This is a genomic window from Flagellimonas aurea, assembly GCF_017313785.1.
Taxonomy (GTDB): domain Bacteria; phylum Bacteroidota; class Bacteroidia; order Flavobacteriales; family Flavobacteriaceae; genus Flagellimonas; species Flagellimonas aurea.
The window spans coordinates 382,413-408,097 of the sequence record NZ_JAFLNL010000003.1 but is presented as its reverse complement, the minus strand read 5'-3'; the positions used below and the strand labels follow the sequence as shown (position 1 = coordinate 408,097).

At 40.6% G+C, this 25,685-nt stretch carries 27 protein-coding genes; 11 read left to right on the top strand and 16 right to left on the bottom strand.

The window, feature by feature from the left end; genetic code table 11:
- Positions 1-28: 28 nt before the first annotated feature.
- From J0656_RS07765 to J0656_RS07750, 4 genes are all read right to left on the bottom strand, one after another.
- Complete coding sequence (locus J0656_RS07765; RefSeq protein WP_207032697.1) at positions 29-1,141, bottom strand: hypothetical protein; 1,113 nt, start codon at positions 1,139-1,141, stop codon at positions 29-31.
- Between the two features lie 435 nt (positions 1,142-1,576).
- Complete coding sequence (locus tag J0656_RS07760; protein ID WP_207032696.1) at positions 1,577-2,314, bottom strand: SDR family NAD(P)-dependent oxidoreductase; 738 nt, start codon at positions 2,312-2,314, stop codon at positions 1,577-1,579.
- Between the two features lie 63 nt (positions 2,315-2,377).
- Positions 2,378-3,007, bottom strand: a complete 630-nt coding sequence (locus J0656_RS07755; protein ID WP_207032695.1) for an NAD(P)-dependent oxidoreductase — start codon at positions 3,005-3,007, stop codon at positions 2,378-2,380.
- A 29-nt stretch (positions 3,008-3,036) separates the two neighbouring features.
- Positions 3,037-3,915: an SDR family oxidoreductase gene (locus tag J0656_RS07750; RefSeq protein ID WP_207032694.1), complete on the bottom strand. Its 879-nt coding sequence runs from the start codon at positions 3,913-3,915 to the stop codon at positions 3,037-3,039.
- Positions 3,916-4,032: 117 nt separating this feature from the next.
- Between J0656_RS07750 and J0656_RS07745 the strand changes: the two genes are divergently transcribed.
- Positions 4,033-4,380 (top strand): winged helix-turn-helix transcriptional regulator, encoded by a 348-nt coding sequence (locus J0656_RS07745; protein ID WP_207032693.1) that lies wholly within the window; start codon positions 4,033-4,035, stop codon positions 4,378-4,380.
- A gap of 1,252 nt (positions 4,381-5,632) precedes the next feature.
- On the opposite strand, the gene J0656_RS07740 is transcribed toward J0656_RS07745, so the two are convergent.
- The 3 genes from J0656_RS07740 to J0656_RS07730 all read right to left on the bottom strand — a co-directional run bounded on the left by J0656_RS07740 (position 5,633) and on the right by J0656_RS07730 (position 8,169).
- Positions 5,633-6,391: an SDR family NAD(P)-dependent oxidoreductase gene (locus tag J0656_RS07740; protein WP_207032692.1), complete on the bottom strand. Its 759-nt coding sequence runs from the start codon at positions 6,389-6,391 to the stop codon at positions 5,633-5,635.
- Positions 6,392-6,421: 30 nt separating this feature from the next.
- Positions 6,422-7,132 carry a DsbA family oxidoreductase gene (locus tag J0656_RS07735; protein ID WP_237688874.1) on the bottom strand — a complete coding sequence of 237 codons (711 nt, stop codon included), beginning with the start codon at positions 7,130-7,132 and terminating at the stop codon, positions 6,422-6,424.
- Between the two features lie 95 nt (positions 7,133-7,227).
- Positions 7,228-8,169, bottom strand: coding sequence for an alpha/beta fold hydrolase (locus J0656_RS07730; protein WP_207032691.1), 942 nt, complete (start codon positions 8,167-8,169; stop codon positions 7,228-7,230).
- A 105-nt stretch (positions 8,170-8,274) separates the two neighbouring features.
- Between J0656_RS07730 and J0656_RS07725 the strand changes: the two genes are divergently transcribed.
- Positions 8,275-8,607: a winged helix-turn-helix transcriptional regulator gene (locus J0656_RS07725; RefSeq protein ID WP_207032690.1), complete on the top strand. Its 333-nt coding sequence runs from the start codon at positions 8,275-8,277 to the stop codon at positions 8,605-8,607.
- Between the two features lie 251 nt (positions 8,608-8,858).
- On the opposite strand, the gene J0656_RS07720 is transcribed toward J0656_RS07725, so the two are convergent.
- From J0656_RS07720 to J0656_RS07710, 3 genes are read right to left on the bottom strand one after another with little or no spacing between them, the layout of a single operon-like run.
- A complete protein-coding gene (locus J0656_RS07720; protein WP_207032689.1) occupies positions 8,859-9,440 on the bottom strand; it encodes a YceI family protein in 582 nt (193 codons plus the stop codon).
- Positions 9,441-9,477: 37 nt separating this feature from the next.
- Positions 9,478-10,110, bottom strand: a complete 633-nt coding sequence (locus tag J0656_RS07715) for an NAD(P)-dependent oxidoreductase (protein WP_207032687.1) — start codon at positions 10,108-10,110, stop codon at positions 9,478-9,480.
- A gap of 10 nt (positions 10,111-10,120) precedes the next feature.
- Entirely contained in the window at positions 10,121-10,993 is an 873-nt protein-coding gene (locus J0656_RS07710) for an SDR family oxidoreductase (protein WP_207032686.1), read from the bottom strand.
- Between the two features lie 123 nt (positions 10,994-11,116).
- Between J0656_RS07710 and J0656_RS07705 the strand changes: the two genes are divergently transcribed.
- Positions 11,117-11,446 carry a winged helix-turn-helix transcriptional regulator gene (locus J0656_RS07705; RefSeq protein ID WP_237688873.1) on the top strand — a complete coding sequence of 110 codons (330 nt, stop codon included), beginning with the start codon at positions 11,117-11,119 and terminating at the stop codon, positions 11,444-11,446.
- A gap of 242 nt (positions 11,447-11,688) precedes the next feature.
- On the opposite strand, the gene J0656_RS07700 is transcribed toward J0656_RS07705, so the two are convergent.
- A complete protein-coding gene (locus J0656_RS07700; RefSeq protein WP_207032685.1) occupies positions 11,689-12,588 on the bottom strand; it encodes a lysophospholipid acyltransferase family protein in 900 nt (299 codons plus the stop codon).
- Positions 12,589-12,945: 357 nt separating this feature from the next.
- Positions 12,946-13,248, bottom strand: a complete 303-nt coding sequence (locus tag J0656_RS07695) for a hypothetical protein (protein ID WP_207032684.1) — start codon at positions 13,246-13,248, stop codon at positions 12,946-12,948.
- 22 nt (positions 13,249-13,270) lie between these two features.
- Here J0656_RS07695 and J0656_RS07690 point away from each other — a divergent pair, with 22 nt between their 5' ends.
- Positions 13,271-13,408 (top strand): hypothetical protein, encoded by a 138-nt coding sequence (locus J0656_RS07690; protein WP_207032683.1) that lies wholly within the window; start codon positions 13,271-13,273, stop codon positions 13,406-13,408.
- A 346-nt stretch (positions 13,409-13,754) separates the two neighbouring features.
- On the opposite strand, the gene J0656_RS07685 is transcribed toward J0656_RS07690, so the two are convergent.
- The 4 genes from J0656_RS07685 to J0656_RS07670 all read right to left on the bottom strand — a co-directional run bounded on the left by J0656_RS07685 (position 13,755) and on the right by J0656_RS07670 (position 16,087).
- On the bottom strand, positions 13,755-14,768 hold the full coding sequence (locus J0656_RS07685; protein WP_207032682.1) for a lipocalin-like domain-containing protein: 1,014 nt from the start codon (positions 14,766-14,768) through the stop codon (positions 13,755-13,757).
- A gap of 66 nt (positions 14,769-14,834) precedes the next feature.
- A complete protein-coding gene (locus J0656_RS07680) occupies positions 14,835-15,401 on the bottom strand; it encodes a Crp/Fnr family transcriptional regulator (RefSeq protein WP_207032681.1) in 567 nt (188 codons plus the stop codon).
- Positions 15,402-15,741: 340 nt separating this feature from the next.
- Positions 15,742-15,942 carry a winged helix-turn-helix transcriptional regulator gene (locus J0656_RS07675; RefSeq protein ID WP_207032680.1) on the bottom strand — a complete coding sequence of 67 codons (201 nt, stop codon included), beginning with the start codon at positions 15,940-15,942 and terminating at the stop codon, positions 15,742-15,744.
- Positions 15,923-16,087 carry a winged helix-turn-helix transcriptional regulator gene (locus J0656_RS07670; protein ID WP_207032679.1) on the bottom strand — a complete coding sequence of 55 codons (165 nt, stop codon included), beginning with the start codon at positions 16,085-16,087 and terminating at the stop codon, positions 15,923-15,925. Before J0656_RS07670 ends, J0656_RS07675 begins: the two co-directional genes overlap by 20 nt.
- Positions 16,088-16,631: 544 nt before the next feature.
- Here J0656_RS07670 and J0656_RS07665 point away from each other — a divergent pair.
- The 7 genes from J0656_RS07665 to J0656_RS07635 all read left to right on the top strand — a co-directional run bounded on the left by J0656_RS07665 (position 16,632) and on the right by J0656_RS07635 (position 25,573).
- On the top strand, positions 16,632-17,222 hold the full coding sequence (locus J0656_RS07665) for a TetR/AcrR family transcriptional regulator (protein WP_207032678.1): 591 nt from the start codon (positions 16,632-16,634) through the stop codon (positions 17,220-17,222).
- Between the two features lie 262 nt (positions 17,223-17,484).
- On the top strand, positions 17,485-17,988 hold the full coding sequence (locus J0656_RS07660) for a GbsR/MarR family transcriptional regulator (RefSeq protein ID WP_207032676.1): 504 nt from the start codon (positions 17,485-17,487) through the stop codon (positions 17,986-17,988).
- Between the two features lie 4 nt (positions 17,989-17,992).
- Complete coding sequence (locus tag J0656_RS07655; protein ID WP_207032675.1) at positions 17,993-19,117, top strand: efflux RND transporter periplasmic adaptor subunit; 1,125 nt, start codon at positions 17,993-17,995, stop codon at positions 19,115-19,117.
- 16 nt (positions 19,118-19,133) lie between these two features.
- A complete protein-coding gene (locus J0656_RS07650) occupies positions 19,134-22,280 on the top strand; it encodes an efflux RND transporter permease subunit (RefSeq protein ID WP_207032674.1) in 3,147 nt (1,048 codons plus the stop codon).
- Between the two features lie 2 nt (positions 22,281-22,282).
- The gene (locus tag J0656_RS07645; RefSeq protein WP_207032673.1) at positions 22,283-23,695 is read left to right on the top strand and encodes an efflux transporter outer membrane subunit; all 1,413 of its coding nucleotides are present in this window, start codon (positions 22,283-22,285) and stop codon (positions 23,693-23,695) included.
- A gap of 11 nt (positions 23,696-23,706) precedes the next feature.
- Positions 23,707-24,525 carry a universal stress protein gene (locus J0656_RS07640; protein ID WP_207032672.1) on the top strand — a complete coding sequence of 273 codons (819 nt, stop codon included), beginning with the start codon at positions 23,707-23,709 and terminating at the stop codon, positions 24,523-24,525.
- A gap of 625 nt (positions 24,526-25,150) precedes the next feature.
- Positions 25,151-25,573, top strand: coding sequence for an organic hydroperoxide resistance protein (locus J0656_RS07635; RefSeq protein WP_207032671.1), 423 nt, complete (start codon positions 25,151-25,153; stop codon positions 25,571-25,573).
- Positions 25,574-25,685 lie beyond the last annotated feature (112 nt).

Sequence of the window (25,685 nt, the reverse complement as noted above, 5' to 3'; positions counted from 1 at the left end):
TGGGATTCCATATTTTTTTCCTTTGGGCCTAAAACTCGATTTGGTGGATGTTCAGGGAACTTTCGTCGCTTCCTATGGGATTGTGGTAAAGGGTATTGAGGACGTTCCAGAAATTGCCATCCACTGCAGGGCCATAGCCAAATCCCTCAAAATGTGCTCCAAGTCCAAGGGCATGCCCTGTCTCGTGCACGACCAAGTCCAGATCGATTTCACTTTCACAGGCCGAAGAGCCAATATGAACATACAGAACTGTATTAATACGGCCCGTTGCATCATAGAAGGGATCTTCGACCACACGGTATTTGATCAGGTAGGCATCCCGATCTTCATGGCTCCCACCGATCCATGCATTTGCACCTATGGCCATTCCATTTGAATCAAACAGGGTCTTATTGTACAGTATGGTACAAATGGCATTCCCGTTGATATCTTTGATCAACTCATCTTCATCTGCCTTCATACCGATCACGGCTCCATTGTCGTCGAAAATAAAGGGTGTGTCCTCCAAGATGTTGCCCACAGCATTACCGGCCTCGTCATAGGCTAGTCCCACCATCTGATTGTCATGGCCTACGATGTTTCCCTCATTGTCATACTCAAAATATATGTTTTCAGAAGAGTATTCCGAGTCCTCTCCCTCATACGGGTAACTGAACGTCCCAACACCCGAAGAAACATGTCCACAATCAGTGGATGGATTGGGCCCGGAAGCGGTCCCATCACTAAAGATCAGTCCCTTAGAAACATTTTCATTGGGAGTGTTGCCTATGCTTGTCCTATCGAACAAGGTCATTCCCAATTTATCCTCGATGGCGTCCAAGGCTTCAGTTGCAAAAGCCACAGTACCGATTTTTACGGGTATCAGACCCTCATTTTCTATATCCCATCTTTTCAGTTTTCCATTGGTCAACTCGGAAAGTCCACACCCTGTTTGGTTGACATCGTCCTGATAAAACCAAGGAAAACCGGATGTATCAAGGTTTGTAGTGTTCAAATTTTCCAAAATACCGGATTCTCCCACGATCTCCGAGTCAAATCCGTTGTCATCATTATTACCGTTTTCGCCTTCTCCACCATTATCGCAAGAATGTAAGCAGAACGTCAATACTGATAGAGTCAAAATAGAAAGGTTGTTTTTCATTGGTTTGGTCTTATTTATGTTCAATAAATTTAAGTAAATCTTCTAATTCTCTGAGCAGGGACTACGAGCAATAGTAGAAGCAATCTCATTTTTGAAGACCACTTAAATACTTTATGTGCAATTTGACAAATTGATAAAAATTCTGTATAATAAATGCTGCCGTTACGGCCAATCTTAGAAAATTTGGAAGTTCAGCACACCTTTGATTGAAGATGTACATGTCAGTTTTGGTCTTATCTCTTTTATTTCAATAGCTCTCATGGACATCTTTGTTTGGCAATAAACTTTTTCCAATAATCCAAATTGTCTCAATTGGTGCTATGGACTTACTACATTGGACCGGATATTGGGATATGAGCCTGTTGACCATAAATAAAAAAGCATAGTCACATCAAAATATTTAAGTTCTACCGCAATGTGTACGATAAGCTTTCATCATATTCTAATTTGCCCACCATCTACAATAATGGTTTGCCCTGTTATCATAGCAGAGTCTTCTGAAACAAGGAATGAAACCGTTGCGGACATATCTTCAGGTTGAAGGTTTTTTGGAATGGCTTGCAGTTGTAGAAAACTTTCAAACGCTTCATCACCCGCCAATTTTCTATTCATTTTTGTATCTGTAAGTCCTGGGGCAATAACATTGACTGTAATACCATTTGCTCCAACCTCACTTGCCAGTCCACGGCTTAAACCAATAATACCACCTTTACTTGCTAGATAGGCAGACCCATGGGTTACGTTCATAAAAAAAGTTGTACTTGCTACATTTACAATGCGGCCGTAGTTGTTTTCAATCATTTGCGGGACAAAGGCCTTACTCATGAGAAACGTGCCATCTAAGTTTATATCCAGTATCTTTTTCCATAATTTGAAATCCAACTCTGAGAACAGCGCATGAGGATAAATTCCCGCATTATTTATTAATGCCGTAACAATACCCATTTCCTCTTTAACCTGTATCGCAAAATCTTTGGTTGCTTCTTCAGAAGTCACATCAACTATTGAAGAAAAGAATTTTTTTCCTTCAGCCTCGACTAATTTTCTTGTTTCATTAGGTTCAACTATGTCCGCCACTGCTATGTCAAATCCATCTTTTGCCAATCTGACTGCATGAGCCTGTCCCAATCCATTTGCTGCGCCTGTGATTACCGCAGTTCCTTTTGTTTTCATATTTTCTTTTTATTATATTTATTCTAAATTATATGCTCCTCTCAATATTGCTGTATTTGGTGGTCAGTTTGCGGAAATGGCTACATATTTTTTGAGTTCCGTGGGATTTTCTGCTTGTCTAACCAAAAAGTCCGCTACATCAGCCCTGTTTATGGAACCTATATCGAAACCTTGGTACAATTGGGTTTCAATTCGATATTTTTCCGTTATCGGACCATCCAGTAATGCACCTGGTCGCACAATTATCCAATTTAGGTTTGAATTGGTAATCATTCCTTCCATTTTTGTTTTATCTGCATAAACATCTTTAAGTGCGGTTTCTATGAATTCTTTGACAGCTTTTGAGGTGTAATCTATACTGTCCCCAGCACCAAAACCTGTAACAAAAATGAAAGGGGCATCAAGCTTGTTTTCGGTTTGAATTTCAATCAGTAACTTGGCAGAATCCGAAAACAAGGTCGTTGCCGCCATACTTGTCCCCGTTCCCAAGGTTACAAGCACCGCATCTGCATTTTCGACTGACCTTAACAGGTCAGTTTTGTTGGTAGCACTGCCCTTTACGGATGTCAACGCATCGTTGCCTACTTCAATTTTTGAACGGGAAAGGGCGGTTACCGTGTGTTTTCGTGCCAATGCTCTTTTAACTGTTTCTAGGCCAATACCAGCGGATGCCCCTATTATGGATATGTTCATTTTTTATTTTTTCTCTGTTAATATCATTTTTAAGATGAATAGACCGTTTTTAAAAAAGTTTTCAGGGTAGTTGGATTTCTGCCCAACAGATTTTTCAAATCGGTACTTGTAACATCCAAATCCCCTTGTTCTTGTGCTACGGAAAACCCGGATAGTACGCCGATGCTTTCCGTTGGAACACCTGCATGCGTAAGAGCTTGTGTAAATTCGTTTATACTTGGCGAAATGTATTGAATGGTTTTACCCGTGATTTCGGAAATTGATTTTGCCATGTCTCCATAGCTATATGCTTCTATATTGGTAAAGTCATAGACTTTATTTTCGTGTCCTTCTGAGATAAGGATATTAGCTGTGGCTTCAGCATATTCAGTACGCAAACCTGCACTTATCTTTCTCTTCCCAGCAGGCAGATAAATGGTTCCGGTTTCCAATACTCTATCACCAATAAAGGATGGAATGTAGTCCATGTACAGGTTGTTTTTAAGAATGGTATGGTTAAGGCCACTTTCTTTTAGCCATTTTTCCGTTAATAAATGCGATTGGGCTAGGAACCCCAATGGAGAAGTTTCAGTTTCGTTTCTGCGCTGAAAACTGGTATAGACCACGTGTTTTACACCTGATTCTTTTGAAGCTTTCACTACATTTTCGTGCTGTGACAATCGTGCAGTTAGGTCTTCTCCCGAAATAAATAGTAATTTTTCCGTGCCTTTGAATGCTGCTACCAGTGAATCATAATCATTATAATCTCCCACCTTTATATTGATATTTACATTTTTTAAGGTTTTTGCCTTTTCTTCACTTCGTGCCAATGCCGAAATCTCGTTGGCTTCAATTCCTTTTTGCAATAGAAAATCAATGACCAAACCACCAAGGAGACCTGTTGCACCTGTTATTAGAATTTTACTCATTCACCTTCTAATTAATGAGGTATTGTTTGTATTACAATAGTATGTAAATTTACTAACCAATAGTAATTACTATACTATTGGTTAGCACTATCTTCATGGTTAGTATAGATTTGAATTATGGAAAAGCGGAATATTGTTAAGTGTCATGCGAGCGGCATTCGAGCTGTAAAGGATGCTATGGATGTTTTGAGTGGAAACTGGAAACTTCCTATTTTGACTTCTCTTTACGAAGGCACAAAACGATTTAAACAAATTTCCCGAGAGGTAGAAGGCATTAGTGATAAGATGCTTTCAAAAGAATTGAAAGAACTGGAAATGAATCAGCTTGTAAAACGAACCGTTCTTGATACTTTTCCCCCTAAGGTGGAATATGAACTTACTGAACATGCGGCAACTTTAGAAAAGTTACTTGATGCCATGCGGGACTGGGGATTGTTACATAGACAAAAAATAGTTGGGAAATAGTATTTGAAATCCATATCCATTCATTAAAAAAGATAGTATGGTTCACTTACTTGCATATTTAAAAATCAATAACATGAAAGTTAAATTAACCAGTGGTTTGAACTCAATTAATCAAAAATGTTACTAAAATTTATTATTTCGCATAGCGAAAGCATATTGAAACGGTTAAAAGTTACCTATTCGGTTACCTTTTTTTGAAAAATAACGTAACATATTGGTTTGTAGTTACATATTGAGAATTTTTTAATCTGTCATTACTATTATAGTGCATAGAAAGGAAATCAACTCTGCCTAGCACTAGGATGATACTTTCTTTATTTAATCAGGAATTGGAAAATAATAAGGAAGAGAAATCAGGACCTCATATACAATGTTGGGTTTTAGGCTGGGATTTGTGGATTTGGTACAGTGGGATACCCCGTGGTTTGCAAAGTTCAGATTGGTTATAAAACAAATAACAAAAGTGGATATGAAGTTATTTTTTATGTCGGTCCATCATTTTTTTTTTGTGATGTTCACCCGTTCTACCTTTATCGCTTTGTTGCAATCGAATATAACAGGTCACTGGAATGGAAATGGACTATGACATGGTTTCTGGGATCTATAGTGAAGGGTGCTAAATGGTCAAACTATTAGCGTATGTTAATTTGTAAAATGCAAAAGGGAATCCCTTATTGTCATTTACATCAAGTTGCTGTACGGGTTTTCTCCAATGAAAGCCCCACCTTCTTGTCAGGAAGAAGTTTGATCTGGGGTGAAAAGAGGTTTAAGTTTACAGTTTTTCATAAAATATATATGAAATTAACCTAGGACTATGGATGGGAACGGGGTTAAAATATGGATGGCCGGATCATTTTTTGCAGTATGGGCAATGATTATTGAGACCATATAAATAAAAAAAACCTGAATAGATAAATTGCTTGAGATTTTTTTTGCATATGGGGAAGCAAAAGTACCGCTGAGCCTATAAGGTTGCAAATAGCTAGGTCATTTGTAAAATAATCTGGAAAACCAAGGTGGTAAAAAGTTATTTTTTATGTTGGGTGAAAGCAAAAAGTCAAATGCACTGAAAGTCATAAACAACAAGAATAATCCCGGCGATAACCAATAAATCAGTGTATATATACGTAGGCCATGTTGTTTTTGTTTAAATGTGAATACAGAATAGGGACACAAGGGGAATAACGGACAACAAACTACAACGATTGTGCCGCCGGGCTTTACTTGTGCCCCTCTTCAAATCTGTTTGATATTATATGATGGTCAATCCTCCGTCAACAACCAGTTCAGATCCAACCATATATGAAGATTCATCGCTTGCCAAGAACAAGGCTGCATTGGCTATTTCCTCGGCTTCACCAAACCGTTTTGCAGGTATTCCTTGTACGGCCTGCTGATATGCATCTACATTATCGACCAAAGCCTGGTTCATCGGCGTCCTAAAAATACCCGGATGTATCGAGTTGACACGTATATTGTGTCCGATCAATTCCGCCGCTGCCTGCATGGTAAGTGCTCTGACACCTCCTTTGGAAGTTGCATATCCTGGGTCTCCACCGGGAAGAGCAACCGTAGCGCCGACTGTGGATGACATGTTAATGATGGAGCCACCCTTTCGTTCAATCATTGCAGGTGCAACAGCCTTGATTCCTAGATATTGGCTATTCAGGTTGACGTCCAATATTTTTTTGAATGTATCATAATCGCTTTCCAAAAAAGAGGAATAACCAGCTATGCCCGCATTATTTATCAGAATATCAATTCCCCCAAATTCGGTGGTGGCTTTTTTTACAACTTTTTGCCAATCATCCGGAGACGTTACATTGAGTGTCGCATATATGGCTGTACCACCATCCTGTATGATTTGTTCCGCAACCTGCTTTAGATTTTCTTCGTTGATATCGGTAAGCATTATTTTTGCACCTTCCTTGGCAAATAATTTGGCATCAGTGGCACCAAAACCACTGGCTGCCCCTGTGATTATGGCAACTTTGTTTTTTAATCGTTTCATTTTATTTGTATTTTAGTGGTTCACATTGGCTCAATCACAAATTCCATCTGTGGAACATGATTGTCCATCTATTATATCCATCTTCTTTTCGATGTTGTTCTCGCTCCATTCCTCAAAGGTCTTGTTCAATGCCTCCAGGAAGGTATCAGCTTCTTTGGCACCGGAAACGGCTAATTTTTTGTTGAAAACGAAATAAGGGACTCCGCTGACACCTGCTAAACGGGCCTGATACAAATCCGTTTGCACTTCGTCCGCATAGTGATTGTTTTCCAGGACTATTCTTATTTCCTTTCCGTCCAGGCCAATGTTCTCTCCCAGTTCAATGAGCGTTTCGATATTGTCGATGTTTTCGCCCTCCATAAAATAGGCGTTAAACAGCTGTTCCTTTGCCTCATTTTGTTTACCCAGTGCTTTTGCATAGTGGGCAAATCGATGCGCTTTGATGGTATTGGCCGGGATTGCCCGGTCGAGATTGTAGTCAAGACCTGTTCCTTTGGCCATTTGACTGACATAGTTGTTCATGGCCCTGGCCTCCTGCAAGCTGATTCCCTTTTCATCGGCTAGAAACCGATCGAGCTTTACGCTGGCATCGGTTTGTAATCCCGGCATCAATTGAAAACTCTTCCATTCTACCTGGATTTTGTCTTTTTGGGGGAACCGTTCCAGTGCTGCTTCGAATTTTCGTTTTCCGATATAACAAAAGGGGCACATTATATCACTCCATATCTCTACTTTCATCATCGTATAAATTTTTTAAGGATCAGTAAGGGGCCATTTTGGGGCCCACGGTAGATTGTTGGTATGGGGCATTATGCGCCCATTTGTTCTTTGCTGAATTATTTTAGGAAATCCATCAGTAATTTCAATAATTCCTCTGGTTTTTCCTCCGCTGGGAAATGTCCGGAGCCTGCAATGATAGCGGATTCCACGTTTTCCGCTAAATTGCGCCATTCGTGCTCCACCAAAGGACCACTACCTAGTTCACCCGCAAAAGTGAGTACAGGCATGGTTAATTTTGAGGATATCATTTCACGGACCTGAGGGATGGTTTGGTCAATACCTCTATAATATTCAAAACTGGCCTTCAAGGTGCCTGGTTTTCTTCGCAATATTTCGATGTAGAAATCACGTGCATATTTTGGTATGGCATCGGGTGTTCCGCTTTTGGACTCAAACTGATACCCAAAATATACATCTTCCTTGCCCTCTACCAGTCTTTCATTGACCTCCAATGCACGGTTGAAATTGAAATGCCAAAGAAAATCACTGGTTCTTCTATCATCGGTTATCAATGGTGGGGAAGGTGAGGCACCCGGAATGATGGCTTCACCAACTACAAGCTTCAGTATTCTTTCGGGATGCAATGAAGCCATGGCATATCCAACCATTACAGCTAGGTCATGCCCGACGAAGTGAAATTTTTCATGCCCAAGGATATCCATCAATCTAAACATGTCATTGGCCAACGATTTAATATCGTATCCTGCATCAGGTCTTCCAGAAAGTCCAAAACCCCTTGGGTCGATTGCAATTATGGTAAAGTGTTCGCTCAATGGCAGCATTAAATCGCGCCAAGCATACCAGTTCTGAGGCCAGCCAGCATGTAGCAATAATGGCTCACCCTTTCCTCCAACAACGGCATGAATGTTTATTTCACCCGTATCCACCATCATACTCTTGAAAACTTGTTGAAAGCCTTCCGGTAATCGGGGAACATTGCTAACCGAGCCATACTCAATTGTGCTCGTTACCTTTTCTGATTGTTCAATATGTCCCATAGTTTTTTATTTAATTATTGCTCAAAATTACGGAAATGGTTACTTTTGTGCAAGTACTGACATATAAGTAGGGTACTAACATAAAAGTAAAAATTAAGTATAGTAATGAATTACAGTCAAAAAAAAATTGATATATCCGATGAAAAATGCCCGGTTAAGGCATCATTATCCATTTTGGGAGGTAAATGGCCCTTGATTATCTTATATCAGATTAACAATCGGATCATACGATATGGAGAGCTAAAAAGATCTATACCAGGTATTTCAGAAAAAATGCTCATACAAACCTTAAATCAACTTGTAGAGCATAAATTGGTACATAAAAAGGCCTATCCGGAAATTCCGCCTCGTGTCGAATATAGTTTGACGAATATAGGTTATAATTCTTTGCCCATTATAGATAAATTAGAAGAGTTTGGTAGGGCCCATCTTTTATGAAGGTACACCGTCAAGGACGATGATAAGGATGGTACATTTGGAAAACATATGTAATGGCTTGGTGTTTTCTAATTAAGCAAGAGCATCGGTGTATCGGTGTTGATGCGAAACCAGGTAGGCATTTCCAGAATTTTGGATTCTTGTTTTGTTTTGAACAGACCTTATCTTTAATATTTTAGCACCCTGTTCTGCCAAACAGGGTGCTGCTCAACTCAAAACATATACAAAATGAAAAAAATGTGTATGTAGCATTATTTTTTTTGATATTCAGCATTGATGTCCAAGTGTACTTCTTCACTTAGCATGGCTTCGGGATATTTTGTGCCTATATTGAAATCAGACCGTTTAATGGTTCCTGACAATTTGATGCCCGCTGTAGTTTTTTGGTTCTGAGGGTTTTCAACTGTGCCCCGATACCACATATCCATGTCAACATTTTTGGTGATATCCTTTACGGTCAATTCGCCAGAGAGTTTAAATTTACCCTCTCCTACACGTTTAACATTCTTACTCTTAAAGGTTATTAGAGGATATCGTTCTACTTCAAAGAAATCGGGACCCTTTAAATGGTCATCCCGGTAGCTGTTGTTCGTGTTGATCGAAGCTACCTGTATGACCGCTTCCACATGGGCATCACTAAAATCCGTTTCGGAACTTTCTATGGTAGCCTCAAAATCATCGAAGGTCCCGGAAATATCCGATATGCCCAAATGCGTAATGCTGAAACCCAATTCAGAATGTGGTCGATCTAGTATCCAAAGTTCCTGCACTGTAAAGGCAGTTAGTGATAAAGCAGCTAAAATTGCAATGAATAATCCGTGTTTTTTCATCATGGTTGTTGTATTAAGGGTTCTACTTTTCAGTTATGGTCTATCTTTTGGATCGTATGGTGTAATAGGTTTTTGTCTTTTTTGGTTCCTCGGCTTGTTTGACTAGGAAATCGGCCACATCCGTCCTGTTAATTTCACCTACTTCAATGCCTTTGTACAGTTGGTCCTCGATAATATATTCTTGGGTCAGTGGGCCGTCCAAAAGTAAACCGGGACGCACAATGATCCAGTTCATCTCGGTTCCTTCGATGATTTCCTCCATTTTAGACTTATCGGCATATACATCCTTCAGGACGGTTTCCATCATTTGTCTTACTGGTTCTGGCACAAAATGGATACTTTCTCCAGCACCAAATCCGGTTACGAGAACAAAAGGGATGTCAAGAGCTTTTTCAGCTTGGATATCGACCAATAATTTTGCAAAGTCCGAAAATAGTGTGGTGGCTTTGGTGCTGGTACCCGTTCCCAAGGTCACGATGACCGCGTCGGCACCTTCCAGGGCGTCAAGCAAATCGGTTCTGTTGGTGGCGCTGCCCGAAATGGATTGGAAATTGGAATGATCAATCGTTATTTCCGATCGGGAAAGGGCGGTTATTTTGTGGTTTCGGTCTAATGCTCTATATACGGTCTCTAAACCGATTCCTGCAGATGCTCCAATTACGGTAATTTTCATTTTTATTTTTTTAGTGATAAATAGTTTCGAGATAAGCTTTTAATGTTGTTGGTTTTCTGCCTAAGAGATTTTCCAAATCGGTGCTGGCAACATCCAGTTCACCTTGTGCCTGAGCCATGGAAAATTGGGTCATCAATCCAATCTCCTCCATCGGAACTCCTGAATTAACCAAAGTTTGAGTGAATTCATCGGCGGTTGGCGCCCGGTATTGCACGTCTTTTCCCGTGATTTCAGAAATGAACGTCGCTATCTCCCTGTAGTCATATGCTTCAACATTGGTAAAATCATAGGCTTTGTTTATGTGTGCAGAAGGGTTGGCCAGTATGCTGGCGGTAGCTTCAGCATACTCTGAACGTAAAGCGGGACTTATTTTACCATTGGCAGCGGGTAGGTATATGTAGCCTGTCTCCAAAAACTTATCCCCTAAAAAAAATGGAATGTAATCCATGTACAGGTTGTTTTTTAAAATGGTATATCTAAGGCCGCTTTCCTTTATCATTTTTTCTGTCTGTAAATGGGAATGTGCCAAAAGCCCCAATGGGGAGGTGTCGGTTTCGTTCCTGCGTTGAAAACTTGTATACACGATATGTTGGATGCCTGCTTTTTTAGCCGCCCTAACGACATTCTCATGTTGTTTGAGGCGGGTGGATATCTCTGTGCCGGAAATAAAGAGAAGGGTTTCCGTTCCCTCAAATGCAGCTACCAATGATTCGTAACCCGAATAATCCCCCAGTTTTATATTAACGCCCTTGTTTCTTAGGTCTTCGGATTTTTCCAAATTCCTGACAAGGGCAGAGATTTGACGGGACTTGATTCCTTTTTGTAAAAGGGAATTTATGGCCGTAGCTCCATAGTGCCCTGTGGCCCCTGTGATTAGTATCATTTTGTTTGAATAACTTTAAATATGGATTATATTTGTTTCTCAAAGTAACTAATAATAGTTCAAATAAGTTACAGTTAAATGGTTGAAGTCGGAAAAATAGTGGTAACAAAAAGGTAACTCTAAATGAAAGCCAATATGGAGTTTTATGATTGCCCGGTAACGGCAACCCTTGAGGTCATTGGCGGAAAATGGAAGCCGATTATTTTATATGTGCTCATGTCCGGAACCAAGCGATTTGGGGCCTTGGCGGTACGTATCCCGAACATTTCAAGAAAAGTACTTACCGAACAGTTAAGGGAATTGGAATCGGATGGACTATTGATCCGAAGAAAATACAAGGAGATTCCCCCTAGGGTCGAATATACTTTGACCCCGGAAGGTAAGAGTCTTTGGGATGTATTCAATGAAATGGCCATCTGGGGGAACAACAATAGGAGAATAGTAAAAAAGTAACTCGCTATGTGTAAAAGGCAGCCCTTTGTATTCAAACAATAGCAGCGTTTTTACTTTGAAAACAACAATGTTCTCTCTAAGTTGCTGTCATTTTTTCTTTATTGGACTTGGTAACATTTTTCCGCTATGGGAGCAACAGGGTGATTTTACTTTTTTGAAAATGATGTCCAGATAATATTTGAAGAATTGAATTGGGCACAACCCCTGATCCAAAATTACATTTGGTTTCCATTGCCTGTTTTCTATTGGTTTTGTTTGGATGTTCTAGGTGTTTTGCCCATATGTTTCCAGCGTTTGTGGGTCCATAGATAGTATTCAGGTGCTTCTTTAATGGATTCCTCAGTCATTTTCAGGAAGGATTCAGTGAGTTCAAACCTTTTCATTTCTTTTGCATGTTCAGTGATCAACTTGAAAGAACCATGATAGTGGCCACGTTTTATTTTATTGACTTTTAAGTAAACAGCGGCCAGATCCAGTTTTCTGCACAATGTTTCAGCTCCTGTGTGCGCCGGAACGGTTATCCCCATAAAGGATGTCCATAACAAGGCCTTTTTCACCATAGGTGATTGATCGCTCAAAATCCCATATGTCCCAAGTATACCCGCACGTTTGTTTTGGTCCACAAGGGCCCAGGTTTCTTTGGTAGTGATCAAGGTGGTATCAAATTTTTGACGGATATTACGTACCAGTTGATCAAAATATTTATTTCCCAATTTCTGGTAGATGGCATATCCCTTGGAACCAATGTGTGTATCCAAAGCGATGACCCATTCCCAGCTGGCATAATGTGGAAACATGAGCATGACACTTCTGTTTCTGGCTTCGAGCCGGTGTAGTAGACCCAAATTATCAAAGGTAAACCGTCTTTGAAGCTCTTCGTTGGAAATTCCCATAGTCTTTATCATCTCCAAAAACATATCGCACATATGACGATAAAACCTTTTTTCAATATGCAGACGTCGTTCTTGGGGCTTTTCAGGGAAAACAAGTGCCAAGTTGTAGCGAACAACCTTTTTGCGATATCCTATTACATAGTACACAAGTAGGAAGAGGCCATCTGAAATAAAGTAGATGATTTTAAAGGGTAATCTGGAAATGAGCCAGAGCCATGGATAAACAAGGATATATACTGTCAGTTGCATCAATGATGATTATTGGCACAAATATAATTGATGCCTTTATTTAAATTGCCAAGTAATTGATATTTGGGTTGGCAAGACTTTTAATACTATAGTGACTCTTTTTAAATGGACATAATCATATCAAGTATGAGGAATAATACTTGTACATGGTTCGATTCATCAGTACTTCATGATAGTATGAAAGTGGCCTTGCCAAGTGGTTTTCGGATACCATAGAAAAACATATCAGGCATCTATTACAAGATTGTGAAGTGGGATTTTTTAAAATGGATCAATTGATTAAATCAAATATTTAATAAATATTTTTTGGCTAAGTTCAGTCCACTTTTGGTTGAAGATTTACAGCCGTAAAAAGAATTAATCCTTGTCAATAGTAATTTTGATTTTTTCTTGGGTGTTGGACAACCAAGTCTTCAAGGTGTTTTTTTTGGCGTTCATTTTATCTCGATACTTCTTTTGTTTTTCGTCCCTCTGATCCCCAAGCACGTCCAATTTGCTTCGGGCATTTTGCTTGGCATCGCCAACGGCGTTTTTGACATTCTCCTTGGCTTCTTCTATTTCCTTATGCTTCGCATCAAGGTCGGCTTCGATGGCCTTGGATATTTCTTCATCTTTATCTACAAGAGAGATTTCTGCCAACGCCCCAATACTCGAATTCAACGGAGTTTCCTATTGCTCAAAAATGTGGGCGACCACCATGACCTTTCCATTGGACAAATCAGTGGATACTTTTTCGAGCAGTTCATTGGTACTCATTGAATTGATTGTATCGGTGTTCAGACCTGCCAATGAACCCAATGTTCCACCAAACCCACTGTAGGTATTTTCCTTGAGGTTGACTTTTCCATTTTCTTCCTTTTTGATAATTATATAATCCGTAAGGTTTATGTCTCCTTTTTCCGTTTAGTTCCTGTAGCGTTTCCAATGCTTAAAACACATCACTTTCGTTGGTTGTCGAAAATTGAATGATTTTTTCTATTTCTTTGTTTTTTCTATGGTTTTTAACTTCTGACCGATTTGATTTCACAGTATTGTTTTCCAGTTGATTATAAATTATCGATATGGCCTTGAACCTAATCCATTAGAATGGTTCAGGGTTGGAAGAAGTGGGCTGGATTTTTAAAATCCAGCCCGTTCCAATGTCTAACATAAAAATACACAGAAAATCAGAACATTCTGTCCTTGTTCCAGTTGCCCACCATTTCAACAAGGTTGTACCCTGTTACAGGTTTTCCTCTAAAAGTTCCGGTAATATTGCATAAGCCTTCGTATTTAGGTAAAATGTCAGAAGGCACTTCCTGTTCTTTTTTGATTGCCCTTACGATCAGTTCAGCCTCCAGTTCGGGTATCTTGATGACCCAATTGGTCGGATAGCGTTGCCCCATTGGGCTTATCCAGAACTCGCTTGCAGATTCGGCAAGAGGTTCGACATTTGCAACAATATGGGAACAATCCGGTTCTGCCATGGTCACCCAACTGGATAGTTTTCCATAAAGATAGATATCCCATAAACCCAATACATCTCCGTTATCGAGTGTAAGGTTCATCCATGTCCAGTACATGTCCTGTTCCTGAAAGGTTCCTTTCATTGGCTTTTCTTTGTTTCCAAAGAAATCATGGCGCCAGAACCATTGCCTGTCATACCATGTTTTGCCAAAAACCTTATGGGTCTCGCCGTTGAAGTTTAAAGTGCCACTGCCCAATCCTTTGGTTACGGAGTATTGTCCTGTGGGAATATTGCCCACAAAATCGAAGACCCCGGTCCCGCCATTGTAGATGACCTCCCCGGGAAACTGCATATCAAGTTCCACCGAGCCCCAGTCGAAATTGGCAGAGGCCTTAATGGCGTGCAAATCCCCACTTATTTTGCTATTCGGCATCTCAATGAACATGCAATCGGTTTCGTATTTTACCTCTTCCTCTGAATGAATAATCTCATCGCTTTTAAATGTCCCATTATCTATATCAAATACATTGAAAATGCTGAGGAATTTTCGAGGTACTCCAGCGGGTGCCGGTACTTCAAGTTGGTGGATGAGAATGTTGAATTTTCTGCCTTCTTCTGTTTCAACATCGGCAATGGCAAAGAAGGAATTGGTGCCCATGTCGGGTTTAAAGGCCAAATCACGTTCTGCGTCTATCAAATGGGGGATACTTAATTTTTTTGAACCTGTTTTCATTTTTACTACTTTTAAAGATTATACCTTAAAAGTAAAAAGCATTTGGGCCACATTTTTTGACATAAGTCAAAAACGGATATTGGCCCTTATCCTGCTCAGTGTTTCTTGGCTGATATTCAAAAGGTTGGCGATATCCTGAAGGCTGACCCTTTGAAGGATATGGGGAAACCTTTCAACTATTATCCTATATTTGTCCGTGGCAGTGTTTTCCGTAAGCCTTATTTTTTCTTCGAGAAAGATGCAATATTCTTCGGCTATTTTTCTTCTGTAAGTTTCCATTTCCGTGTATTTGTTATATAGGGCTACCAAATCTGGATGGTAGACATATTCTATGGTTGAGTCTTCCAGGAACTGGGCACTGTCGATGGAAGGTAGTTCTAAAAATACACTTGAGGTGGATCCAAAAATTAAATTTTCAAAAATGAACATGGTGTTTTTCTCCTTCCCATTTTTATGGTAAAATGTCCTTAAGCATCCTTTTGTTATCAGATAAACACTGTTCGGGAATTGATTTTCACGGTATAAAAAATCCCCCTTTCTTTTATGGAGCACCTTTATCTTGGACAAAAGTTCTTTCTCGATTATAGGGGACATAGCCTTGTACTCCTTAAACTTGTTGATAAAACCGATCATTCGTGGTTACATTTTTTTAGACAAACTGACTTAAATTATTTTCATACAACTGAAAGTTAGGGATTTTCTGAATGTTTAATGGCGTTCTTAAATCATTGAGGAAGGTTTGAGCAGGGAATACACAAAAATGGGAGATTAAAAAGTTGGTTTTTAAGCAAACATTTAAACTTAAATCAGTTCGTGAAATTAAATTTAGAAGAGGCACCGTTCCGCCATTTTTTTTGGAAATCGTTATAGATAACCTTAATGCGAGGGGTGAGTCCGTTGATCAAGTTGGTCTTAATGAAGGCGATGCTGTACGGAGTGACCACTGCCATAGAATTAGATTGTGTTTAAACCACTATTTGGCAAGAATGTTTTTTCTATGCTGAATGCCCCGATCCAACATGGAATTAATGACACTGTCCAGGGTTTTACAATAAAGGGGCAACGAATATTCCACATTTATTGGGCGGGTTTCATTAACTTTTCGTTCTACCAGGTCGTTCATTCTATGCTCTTTCACTTCTTTGGATAGGATTCTAGACATTATCTTTGCCACTTTCGACAATTTTGAACCTTACTGGCCCCTCACGCATAATAGAAATCAATATAAGTTTCCACTTTCCCCCGACCACATCCAAAGTATCCCGTATGGCCATTCCTGCTTTTTTACGATCTTTAATTTTTTCTTCTTTCCTATCCATGTCAGACCTACTATTCTATTGTAGTATACTACTAAAATTAGTCAAATGTTCTTTTTCTTTAATTGTTAAAAAAATAGTACACTTTTAGTTGACGTAGTTACAAGAACAAATTAATTGAAATGAACATTCAAGTGACCTTGGCATGATTTTTTTTAGGTTTTATCGCCATTGGAATGGGGGAATGACTTGAGAGTTTTGAAAAACAGACCATATTAAACCATTTCGGCTGGAATGTTTCTTGAACCCTTATTCCAAGGTTTATTGCATGGTGGTAAGTTGTCATCTTAAAATTAGATGATTCTTCCATGCTTAACAATGTAGAGTGGAAATAGGGATTTAAAGATTGATATAGAGGAAAAATATGTTCGATACGGTGCATTTTCAAAATTTCGGTTAGTCGTTTTTTTTATGCGGAATGAATCAAGCGGATTCTTTATTAATGAAGTAAGGGCCTTGTGAATTTGTGGTCATATTGGAAAATGGAGATTCAAAACATCAGCAATAATTAATTTTGTACTTGACATTAATACAATAATTTTACGGTATGATAGGCAAGAAGGAAATTCTCAGGTGTTCAGTGGAAAGCTTTACAAAATACGGGAGCAAGCATTTTACGATGGATGAAATTGCCCAAACACTTGGAATCTCCAAAAAGACCATTTATAAATACTTCAAGGGCAAAGAGGATCTTGTGATGGCGAGTGTCAAGGTTTTGACCGATGAGTTCGCTTTTGAAGTGGAGCAGATCATCAAAGAGAATCAAGACCCCATTACCAGTATAGTGCTGATCTATGAAAATGGATTTGAACGGTTGAAAAAATTCAGACCCTCTTTTATTTTTGGAATCAAAAAATATTACCCAAGCGCCTACGAGGTTTTTCAGGGTTTTAGATCCCATATCATAAAAACGGTTATTTACGATTTACTTGAAAAGGCAAAGAAAAATGGGTTCATTCTTCATGAGGTCAAATTGGATTTATTTTGCGATTTGTACTTTAATAAATTCGAGGAGATATTGTTCAAGGACAATTATTTCATTGAACGGTATCTCGATACGGACGTCTTCAAACATTTAATCATTTATAATTTAAGGGGCATTACCGTATCCGGTTATGACAACAAATTATTGGGATAATCCAAAGATTATCAATTTTCTTCCTTTTTTAAAAGTAGCGGAGGCCATCTGCGCAAGGTCGACCAACTGTAGGGTACAAACAAAATAGAAATGATGCGATGCACAAGCTACTTGGAGTCTGGTAAGGCGTCTTTTAGTTTCAATGTATTAAATTACTGATAAACAGTGTTTAACAAATTAAAAAAACATTAAGAAAAAATTAACCATAATTAGTTCGGAATGTTGCGAACTAAACGATAATTTTGCGCCGTAAACGAACAAGATGGATTCTACAGAAAAAAGAAAACGTGAGCTGGTTGAGAAGCTGGGTATTTTATTGGAGAAAAAAGAGCATATGGCCCCTGTCGCCGCAAGAATTTTTTCATACATCATTCTAACGGGCAAACAGGGCACCACCTTTGAGGACTTGGTGGAAAACCTTTGTGCGAGCAAAAGCACGATATCAACACACCTTAACCATCTCCAGGATTTAAGGAAATTGGAATACTTCACCAAAACCGGTGATAGGAAAAAATACTTTATCATCAATACCGATTTCAATACCATGGTCCAAAGGATTACCGATATGGTAGAGGATTGGAAAAGGGAAAAGCAAATTCATCTGGAAATTATGGATTATAAAAAGGATGTCAATGTGACATTGGAAGAGCAAAACAGATTTGAACTTGACTTTCATATCGATTATATCAAATTCTTGGATGGAGCGACAAGTTCGATAAACAAGCTGAAAGAAACATTAAAAACAAATAAAACCAATATTCAATAGAAAAATGAGACGAACAATCATAAATCTTTCATTCCTAGCAGGAATCACAGTAATATTATTGGCTAGCTGTAAACAAAATCAACAGGGGCCCCAGCAGCAAGGTCCATTGCCCTTTGAGGTGGCCACTGTGCCGAATAAAAATGTAACTGCGTATACCACTTACCCAACAACCATCGAGGGGATTATAAACAGTGAGGTGCGAGCCAAAGTTTCCGGGTATATCCAAGAGGTGTTGGTGGATGAGGGCCAAAAAGTGAGAAAGGGCCAGCCCTTGTTCAAGTTAGAAACGCAATCCCTGAGCCAGGATGCCGAAGCGGCGAAGTCTCGCATTCGGGTGGCACAGGTCGAGGTTGATAAATTAAAACCTTTGGTTGAAAAGAAAATCATCAGCGAGGTCCAATTGGAAACGGCCCAAGCTAATTTGGCACAGGCCAAAAGCAATTATAACAGCATCGTTGCCAATATAGGATATGCCACCGTGGCAAGTCCAATAGATGGATATGTGGGGGCCATTCCTTTTAGGGAAGGATCCTTGGTCAGTGCCACCAATGCAGTTCCGTTGACCACGGTTACGAGCATCGACAAGGTCTTTGCTTACTTTTCAATGAATGAAAGGGATTATCTGAACTTTCTTCAGCGCGCTGAAGGCAAGACCTTACAGGAAAAAATCAAGAATTTTCCAAGGGTGGCCCTGGTCATGGCCAATGGGCAGACCTATGAGCAACAAGGCACTATCGAAACCGTAACAGGACAGATAAACGCCAATACGGGCACGGTCAGTTTTAGGGCTGTATTCGATAACCCGAACACCTTGTTGACCAATGGGAACAGCGGTACCATAATGATTCCAAAAACATATGAAAACGCAGTTGTGGTTCCACAAGCGGCGACCTATGAACAGCAGGGGCAAACCTATGTATATACCGTTGGAGAGGACAATACTGCAAAATCCACTTTGCTTGGAATTGCCGATGAAAACCGGACATTCTATATTGTCGATTCAGGTTTGAAAGCTGGGGATTTGATTGTAGTGAGCGGAATCGACAAGTTGAGGAACGGTACGCCTATCCAGCCCCAAAAAGTTGCATTTGACAGTATTGCAAAGCCAATAAAACCCCTTTTTCAATAAAATAAGAAAATAGATCATGTTAAAAACATTTATAGAAAGACCGATACTTTCTACCGTAATTTCCATCATTATCGTCATATTGGGGGTTTTGGGATATACAACATTGCCTGTTGAACAATATCCCGATATTGCACCTCCGACCATTCAGGTCAATGCCACCTATCCAGGTGCGAGTGCCGAAACGGTAATGGAAAGTGTCATTATCCCAATAGAAGAGCAAATCAATGGGGTGGAAGGTATGACCTATATAACTTCCACGGCTTCCAATGACGGTTCTGCCAATATTACGGTGTATTTCGATCAAGAAATGGATCCTGACATTGCTTCTGTAAACGTACAGAACCGGGTGGCACGCGCAAATGCGCTCCTGCCCCAAGCAGTGGTACAAACAGGGGTGATAACCCAAAAACAACAGACCTCCGCCCTGATGTTCATGGCGGTCTATACGGAAAACGAGGAAGAGTATGATGCGACCTATGTTCAAAATTACTTAAAAATCAATGTGATCCCCGCTATCCAACGTATCAATGGAGTGGGTAACGTTCAGGTATTTGGAACCGGTGATTACGCCATGCGGATATGGCTCAAGCCTGAAAAGTTGGCGGCCTACGGTTTGGTGCCCGCGGATGTAACGGCGGCTTTGCGGGAACAGAGCCTTGAGGCTTCTGCAGGTTCCCTTGGGCAAAATGATGGACAGTCTTTTACCTATAACATTAAGTATAGTGGACGTTTCAAAACCGAGGAACAATATTCCAATATTGTAATTAAAGCGCTTGATAATGGTGAGTACTTACGCCTAAATGATGTGGCATCCATTGAATTGGACGCACAGGGCTATGATGTGTTTGGTTTTACCGATGGACATCCCAGTGTGAATATGGGTATATTCCAAACGGCAGGTTCCAATGCGCAAGAAATCATAGAGAACATCAAGTCGGAGATGGACCGCCTTTCCCAAGATTTCCCTGAAGGTGTGGATTATTTGATCAACTATGATACCAATGAGTTTTTAACGGCATCGATGAACAAGGTAAGAAGTACACTGATCGAGGCCTTTTTATTGGTGTTCCTCGTAGTGTTTATTTTTCTGCAGGACTTTCGGTCTACCTTGATTCCTGCTATTGCGGTGCCTGTGGCCATCGTGGGTACGTTCTTCTTTTTGAATTTATTTGGTTATTCGGTCAACTTATTGACTTTGTTCGCATTGGTATTGGCCATTGGTATCGTTGTGGATGATGCCATTGTTGTAGTGGAAGCAGTACACGCTAAAATTGATGAAGGAGCCAACGATGCCAAAAAGGCAACATTGGATGCCATGCATGAAATTTCAGGCGCCATTATCTCCATAACCTTGGTCATGGCAGCCGTATTCGTCCCTGTAACCTTTATTCAGGGACCTTCAGGGGTATTTTATGAACAATTTGGTATAACCTTGATCGTTGCTATTTTGATTTCTGCCGTAAATGCCCTTACCTTGAGTCCGGCTTTATGTGCACTGTTCTTAAAAGGCCATGATGATGAGGAGGACCATGAAGGGCAAAAGAAGTCATTTTTACAGCGTTTTTATGACCGTTTTAACAAAGGGTTCAACGCTACGGTAACCCGCTATGGAAACTCCCTACGATTCTTATACCGGAACAAATGGACCACGGTCTTAATACTCTTGTTGTCCGGAGTGGGCATATGGTGGGCGGCAAACAGCACTCCCACCGGTTTTGTACCTGAAGAGGATCGGGGAATCATATTCATGAATGTGGAATTGCCCGCGGGTTCATCGTTGGACCGAACCAGTTTGGTAACTCAGGAAATATACCAAAAGGCCAAACAGATTCCCGGGGTAGATGCCGTAACCTCTATTAGTGGTAGAAGCCTTATAAGTGGATCTGGAAGTAACTATGGCTTAGGCTTTATCAAGCTCAATGACTGGAGCGAACGAGAAAGTGAGACCGAATCATCACAGGCCATTATCGGGCAATTATTTGGAATAGCAGCCACCATTCCGGAGGCCAATATCATTTTCTTTGCGCCACCAAGTATTCCAGGGTTTGGGCTGTCAGGAGGGTTTGAGGTCAATTTGTTGGATAAATCAGGAGGGAACTTTGATGAACTGGATAAGACCACCAAGGAATTTATCGGTAATTTGATGAAACACCCTGAAATACAGTATGGACAAACGTCCTTTAATACCAATTATCCCCAATATGACCTGAAAATCGATGTTCCGTTGGCCAAACGATATGGTGTGTCGGTCAGTAGTATTTTTTCCAATCTACAAGGGTATATAGGTAGTATATATGCTGCTGACTTTGCTAGGTTCGGTAAGCAATATCGTGTGTATGTCCAAGCCAAACCCGAAGATCGGGCCAATGTGGAATCCCTTAATGAAATATATATCAGGACAGGTAGTGGGGAAATGGCCCCGATTACCCAGTTTATCGATTTGGAGCGTATCTATGGGCCACAATCGGTAACCCGATTTAATCTCTATACCTCGGCAAAGGTCAACGGAGCTTCCAACCCTGGATATAGTACCGGTGACGCCATTGCGGTTGTGGAGGAAGAATTGAAAACATTGCCCAGTAATTATGAATTGGCGTATTCAGGGCTTTCCCGTGAAGAGGTCAATGCTGGGAATCAAACGACGATGATATTCCTTCTGGTAATCATTTTCGTGTATTTCCTTCTGGCTGCACAATATGAAAGCTACTTTTTGCCATTGGCTGTGATATTTTCGTTGCCCTTGGGTGTTTTTGGAGCGTTCTTTTCAACGAAAATGTTTGGCTTGGAAAACAACATCTACTTCCAGATAGCTTTGATCATGTTGGTGGGGCTCTTGGCCAAGAATGCCATCCTTATCGTGGAATTTGCCTTGCAAAGAAGACGACGGGGAGAAAACCTGGTAGATGCCGCCATTCATGGTGCCCAGACACGTCTGCGACCCATATTGATGACCTCATTTGCCTTTATTTTAGGATTGATGCCATTGGTGTTGGCCAAAGGTGTGGGGGCCGAAGGAAACAATTCAATTGGTACCGGGGCTGCCGGCGGAATGCTTATAGGAACCATATTGGGAATATTTGTCATTCCAAGTTTGTTCGTTCTTTTCCAATGGCTGCATGAAAAAGCATCCAAAAAAACCATTGTTGAAACCAGAGAAGCATAATTATGAAATTCACCACTAAAAGTATAATCAGCAAGTTCATGGTTTTGGCCGTAATGGCCGCAACCTTACAGAGTTGTTTCGTTGCAAAAAACTATGACCGTCCAGAATTAAAGGAAATAGATCGGTTATATCGCACGGACAATTTGTCTCAGGACAGTATATCCATGGCGGATATATCATGGAGGGACCTGTTCAGTGATGTTCAGTTGAAATCATACATAGAGCAGGGTCTTGAAAACAATATCGATATTAGGATTGCGCTACAAAATGTCGTGGCCGCCGAGGCCTACCTAAAGCAAGGAAAAGCGGGATATTACCCCACACTTTCCGGAACTGCGAGCTTTACCAGGACCAAAAACTCGAGGAATAGCCAGTTCGGTAGCTTTTTTACTAGCGCCCTCGAACAATATGAGCTTTCCGGAGCTCTTTCCTGGGAAGCTGATATTTGGGGCAAGATTCGAAGCAACAAAAGGGCAGCCAGTGCATCATATTTACAGAGTGTTTCGGCGCATCAGGCCATTACAACAGACTTGGTTGCCGGTATAGCCAGTACCTATTATCAATTGTTGGCCTTGGACAAACAGTTGGAGGTTTCCAAGCAAACCTTGGAATCCCGAAGGAACAGTTTGGAGACCACCATTGCCCTTAGGGAAGCAGGACAGCTGACCGAGGTTGCTGTAAAACAGACGGAAGCGCAAGTTCATACCACGGAGATAATTGTCATCGACCTGGAGAACAACATAAAATTGTTGGAGAACGCCTTCAGTATCCTTTTGGGCGAAGCTCCTCAAAAAATTCAACGTGGTAGTCTTGACGATCAAACCATTGACACGGAACTGAGTACGGGAGTGCCCTATTTGCTGCTTACAAACCGCCCGGATGTGGTCCAGGCAGAGTATGGTCTGATCAATGCCTTTGAATTGACCAATGTGGCCAAAAGTAGCCTATATCCATCTTTTAGCCTGTCAGCTGCAGGAGGCTTTCAAAGTTTAGAGCTTGACAACTGGTTGGATGCCAGTTCGCTGTTTTCCAATTTAGCGGCTTCGCTTACCCAGCCTATTTTCAACGGGCGACGTCTTCGTACCCAAATGGAGGTGGCCAAAGCACGTCAAGAGCAAGCGCTATTGGGTTATAGACAGACTTTGCTCACTGCTGGACGGGAAGTCAGTGATGCCCTGTATACTTATGATGCGGAAACGCAGAAAATGGAAGCACGTTCCAAAGAGCTTGAGGCCTATGCGATGGCCGAAGATTATTCAGAGGAGTTATTGGACAATGGCCTGGCCAACTACCTTGAGGTGTTGACCGCCCGTCAAAATGCGTTGAACTCCGAACTTAATTATGTGAATTCCCAATATAACCAATTGACCGCCATCGTAGAGTTGTATCGGGCACTTGGTGGGGGCTGGAAATAAAACACATATCTATGATGGGAACCATATTAGTAGCAACGAATTTTTCGAAGACATCGGATAACGCGGTATTATATGCTGCTCACTTGGCAAAATTGTTTAAAGCTAAGCTTGTGCTCTTTAATGTGTTCAAGCTGCCTGTGCACGCTTCGAACACTTGGTTATCCGCTGAATCCATGGATGCAATGGTAGCGGTCAACAGGAATCGGTTAAAGGAACAGGCCTTGGGGTTATCCGAGGAATTTGGCATAACTGTGGACTATGAATGTAGAATTATGGATTTGGAACGGGAGATAGATTCTTTGATGGAGATCCATAAGGCAAGGTTCCTTGTGATGGGCATGTCGGCCAAATCCATGGAACAGAATTTAATGGGAAACCCGACCACCACATTAATAAGCATGAAAAAGTTTCCTGTACTTGCAGTTCCTGTAAATGCCAAGTTCATGGGGATAGACAAGATTCTTTTTGCATGTGACCTAATGCAGGGAATACCCCTGAGGATATTGGTTCGATTAAAGCAAATTGCACTTGGATTAAAGTCCGAGGTTACCGTTTTTTATGTGGAACAGAAACTCGACGAACTAAAAGAAGACAATGATGTTTTCGAGCATATAGATAGAGGTCTGGAAAATGTTGTCCATTTCTATAAAAAAGTGAACTCCGATAAAGTGATTTGGGAAATTGAAAAAGAGATTATCGATTCAAATTCGAATCTTCTCGTCATGATTCCAAAAAAATACGGGTTCTGGGAATCTCTTATTCATAGAAGTAAAACCAGGGAAATGGCTTCTGGGCTAAATATTCCCATGCTTTCAATTCCAATAGATTAATCACTGCTTGGTGTTTTAAAGATAAATGTTCATGGGGAGGTTCGGATGGCCTCCCCATGTTTCAATGATTGATTGTAATAACAGGGTATTTGGGATTGATGATCGTTAGCCCCTTATCATTCATGGACAATTTCTAAGAATTTAAAAGCGCCAAAAAACAGGGCAGTGCAATGGTCTATAATTTTTTTCTTGAACGTCCGGGGTCCTGCGAAGACATCCAGTAACCGTTTCAGATGAGGTATCGCGAAAGATGAAGATGTGACCGGAAACCGGTCGGCAATACATCAAAACTCATAAAAATAACGATGATGTGTCGAAAATGGAAATGCCCGATATCATATAAGGTTTGAAACGGTCCAATTTCACACAGTTAATTAAACAAATAAAACAAATGAATATTTTGTTTAATTAAGAATTTCACTACCTTTGTTAGGTCGTTTACCGATAATAAAAAAAATCCTTTTGCCAGTTTCGTTTTAATTTTTTGAAGAGGAACCTATTGTTTGTGCCCTTTGCAAAGGAGTAATGATGATTGAAAGCGGGCGTTCTTATCATAAAGTTCGTTAGTGACCAATAGAGAATACTTGAAAATTGGAATAATTATAGAACAAAATTTTTAACAACTATGAAATATTTATATACCGCGACCGTGACCACTATGGGAGGTCGAAATGGACATGTGCAAAGTGATAACAATGTCCTCGATTTTGAAGTTAGAATGCCCACTGGCCTCGGTGGGGCCAATAATGAGTATACCAACCCAGAACAGCTTTTTGCTGCTGGGTATTCCGCATGCTTTGGTAGTGCCCTGGATCTGGCCATATCCAAATCAAAGGTAAAAACCGGGACCACCAGCGTGACATCGAAGGTGAGTTTGGGTCAGACCGAGGAGGGAGGTTATAAATTGGCTGTGGAAATGCTTGTGAACATCCCAGATGTCAGTTTGGAAAAGGCACAGGAATTGGCCGATTTCGCACACCAAATCTGTCCTTACTCCAATGCGACCAGAGGCAATATCGAGGTTGTTATCAAAGCATCAAACAACTAGGATTGTGCACCTTGGGCATATGTATAATCGCCCAAGGAATTTTTTCATGTTTTGATTTGTTGATTTGTTGATTTGTTGCCAGGGGTACGCGATCGTGTGCCCCTGAATTTGA

Bases quoted from the DNA above. Each gene is read 5' to 3' on its own strand.
- J0656_RS07765 (WP_207032697.1), bottom strand. From the start codon at position 1,141: ATGAAAAACAACCTTTCTATTTTGACTCTATCAGTATTGACGTTCTGC.
- J0656_RS07760 (WP_207032696.1), bottom strand. From the start codon at position 2,314: ATGAAAACAAAAGGAACTGCGGTAATCACAGGCGCAGCAAATGGATTG.
- J0656_RS07755 (WP_207032695.1), bottom strand. From the start codon at position 3,007: ATGAACATATCCATAATAGGGGCATCCGCTGGTATTGGCCTAGAAACA.
- J0656_RS07750 (WP_207032694.1), bottom strand. From the start codon at position 3,915: ATGAGTAAAATTCTAATAACAGGTGCAACAGGTCTCCTTGGTGGTTTG.
- J0656_RS07745 (WP_207032693.1), top strand. From the start codon at position 4,033: ATGGAAAAGCGGAATATTGTTAAGTGTCATGCGAGCGGCATTCGAGCT.
- J0656_RS07740 (WP_207032692.1), bottom strand. From the start codon at position 6,391: ATGAAACGATTAAAAAACAAAGTTGCCATAATCACAGGGGCAGCCAGT.
- J0656_RS07735 (WP_237688874.1), bottom strand. From the start codon at position 7,132: ATGATGAAAGTAGAGATATGGAGTGATATAATGTGCCCCTTTTGTTAT.
- J0656_RS07730 (WP_207032691.1), bottom strand. From the start codon at position 8,169: ATGGGACATATTGAACAATCAGAAAAGGTAACGAGCACAATTGAGTAT.
- J0656_RS07725 (WP_207032690.1), top strand. From the start codon at position 8,275: ATGAATTACAGTCAAAAAAAAATTGATATATCCGATGAAAAATGCCCG.
- J0656_RS07720 (WP_207032689.1), bottom strand. From the start codon at position 9,440: ATGATGAAAAAACACGGATTATTCATTGCAATTTTAGCTGCTTTATCA.
- J0656_RS07715 (WP_207032687.1), bottom strand. From the start codon at position 10,110: ATGAAAATTACCGTAATTGGAGCATCTGCAGGAATCGGTTTAGAGACC.
- J0656_RS07710 (WP_207032686.1), bottom strand. From the start codon at position 10,993: ATGATACTAATCACAGGGGCCACAGGGCACTATGGAGCTACGGCCATA.
- J0656_RS07705 (WP_237688873.1), top strand. From the start codon at position 11,117: ATGAAAGCCAATATGGAGTTTTATGATTGCCCGGTAACGGCAACCCTT.
- J0656_RS07700 (WP_207032685.1), bottom strand. From the start codon at position 12,588: ATGCAACTGACAGTATATATCCTTGTTTATCCATGGCTCTGGCTCATT.
- J0656_RS07690 (WP_207032683.1), top strand. From the start codon at position 13,271: ATGTGGGCGACCACCATGACCTTTCCATTGGACAAATCAGTGGATACT.
- J0656_RS07685 (WP_207032682.1), bottom strand. From the start codon at position 14,768: ATGAAAACAGGTTCAAAAAAATTAAGTATCCCCCATTTGATAGACGCA.
- J0656_RS07680 (WP_207032681.1), bottom strand. From the start codon at position 15,401: ATGATCGGTTTTATCAACAAGTTTAAGGAGTACAAGGCTATGTCCCCT.
- J0656_RS07670 (WP_207032679.1), bottom strand. From the start codon at position 16,087: ATGGATAGGAAAGAAGAAAAAATTAAAGATCGTAAAAAAGCAGGAATG.
- J0656_RS07665 (WP_207032678.1), top strand. From the start codon at position 16,632: ATGATAGGCAAGAAGGAAATTCTCAGGTGTTCAGTGGAAAGCTTTACA.
- J0656_RS07660 (WP_207032676.1), top strand. From the start codon at position 17,485: ATGGATTCTACAGAAAAAAGAAAACGTGAGCTGGTTGAGAAGCTGGGT.
- J0656_RS07655 (WP_207032675.1), top strand. From the start codon at position 17,993: ATGAGACGAACAATCATAAATCTTTCATTCCTAGCAGGAATCACAGTA.
- J0656_RS07650 (WP_207032674.1), top strand. From the start codon at position 19,134: ATGTTAAAAACATTTATAGAAAGACCGATACTTTCTACCGTAATTTCC.
- J0656_RS07645 (WP_207032673.1), top strand. From the start codon at position 22,283: ATGAAATTCACCACTAAAAGTATAATCAGCAAGTTCATGGTTTTGGCC.
- J0656_RS07640 (WP_207032672.1), top strand. From the start codon at position 23,707: ATGATGGGAACCATATTAGTAGCAACGAATTTTTCGAAGACATCGGAT.
- J0656_RS07635 (WP_207032671.1), top strand. From the start codon at position 25,151: ATGAAATATTTATATACCGCGACCGTGACCACTATGGGAGGTCGAAAT.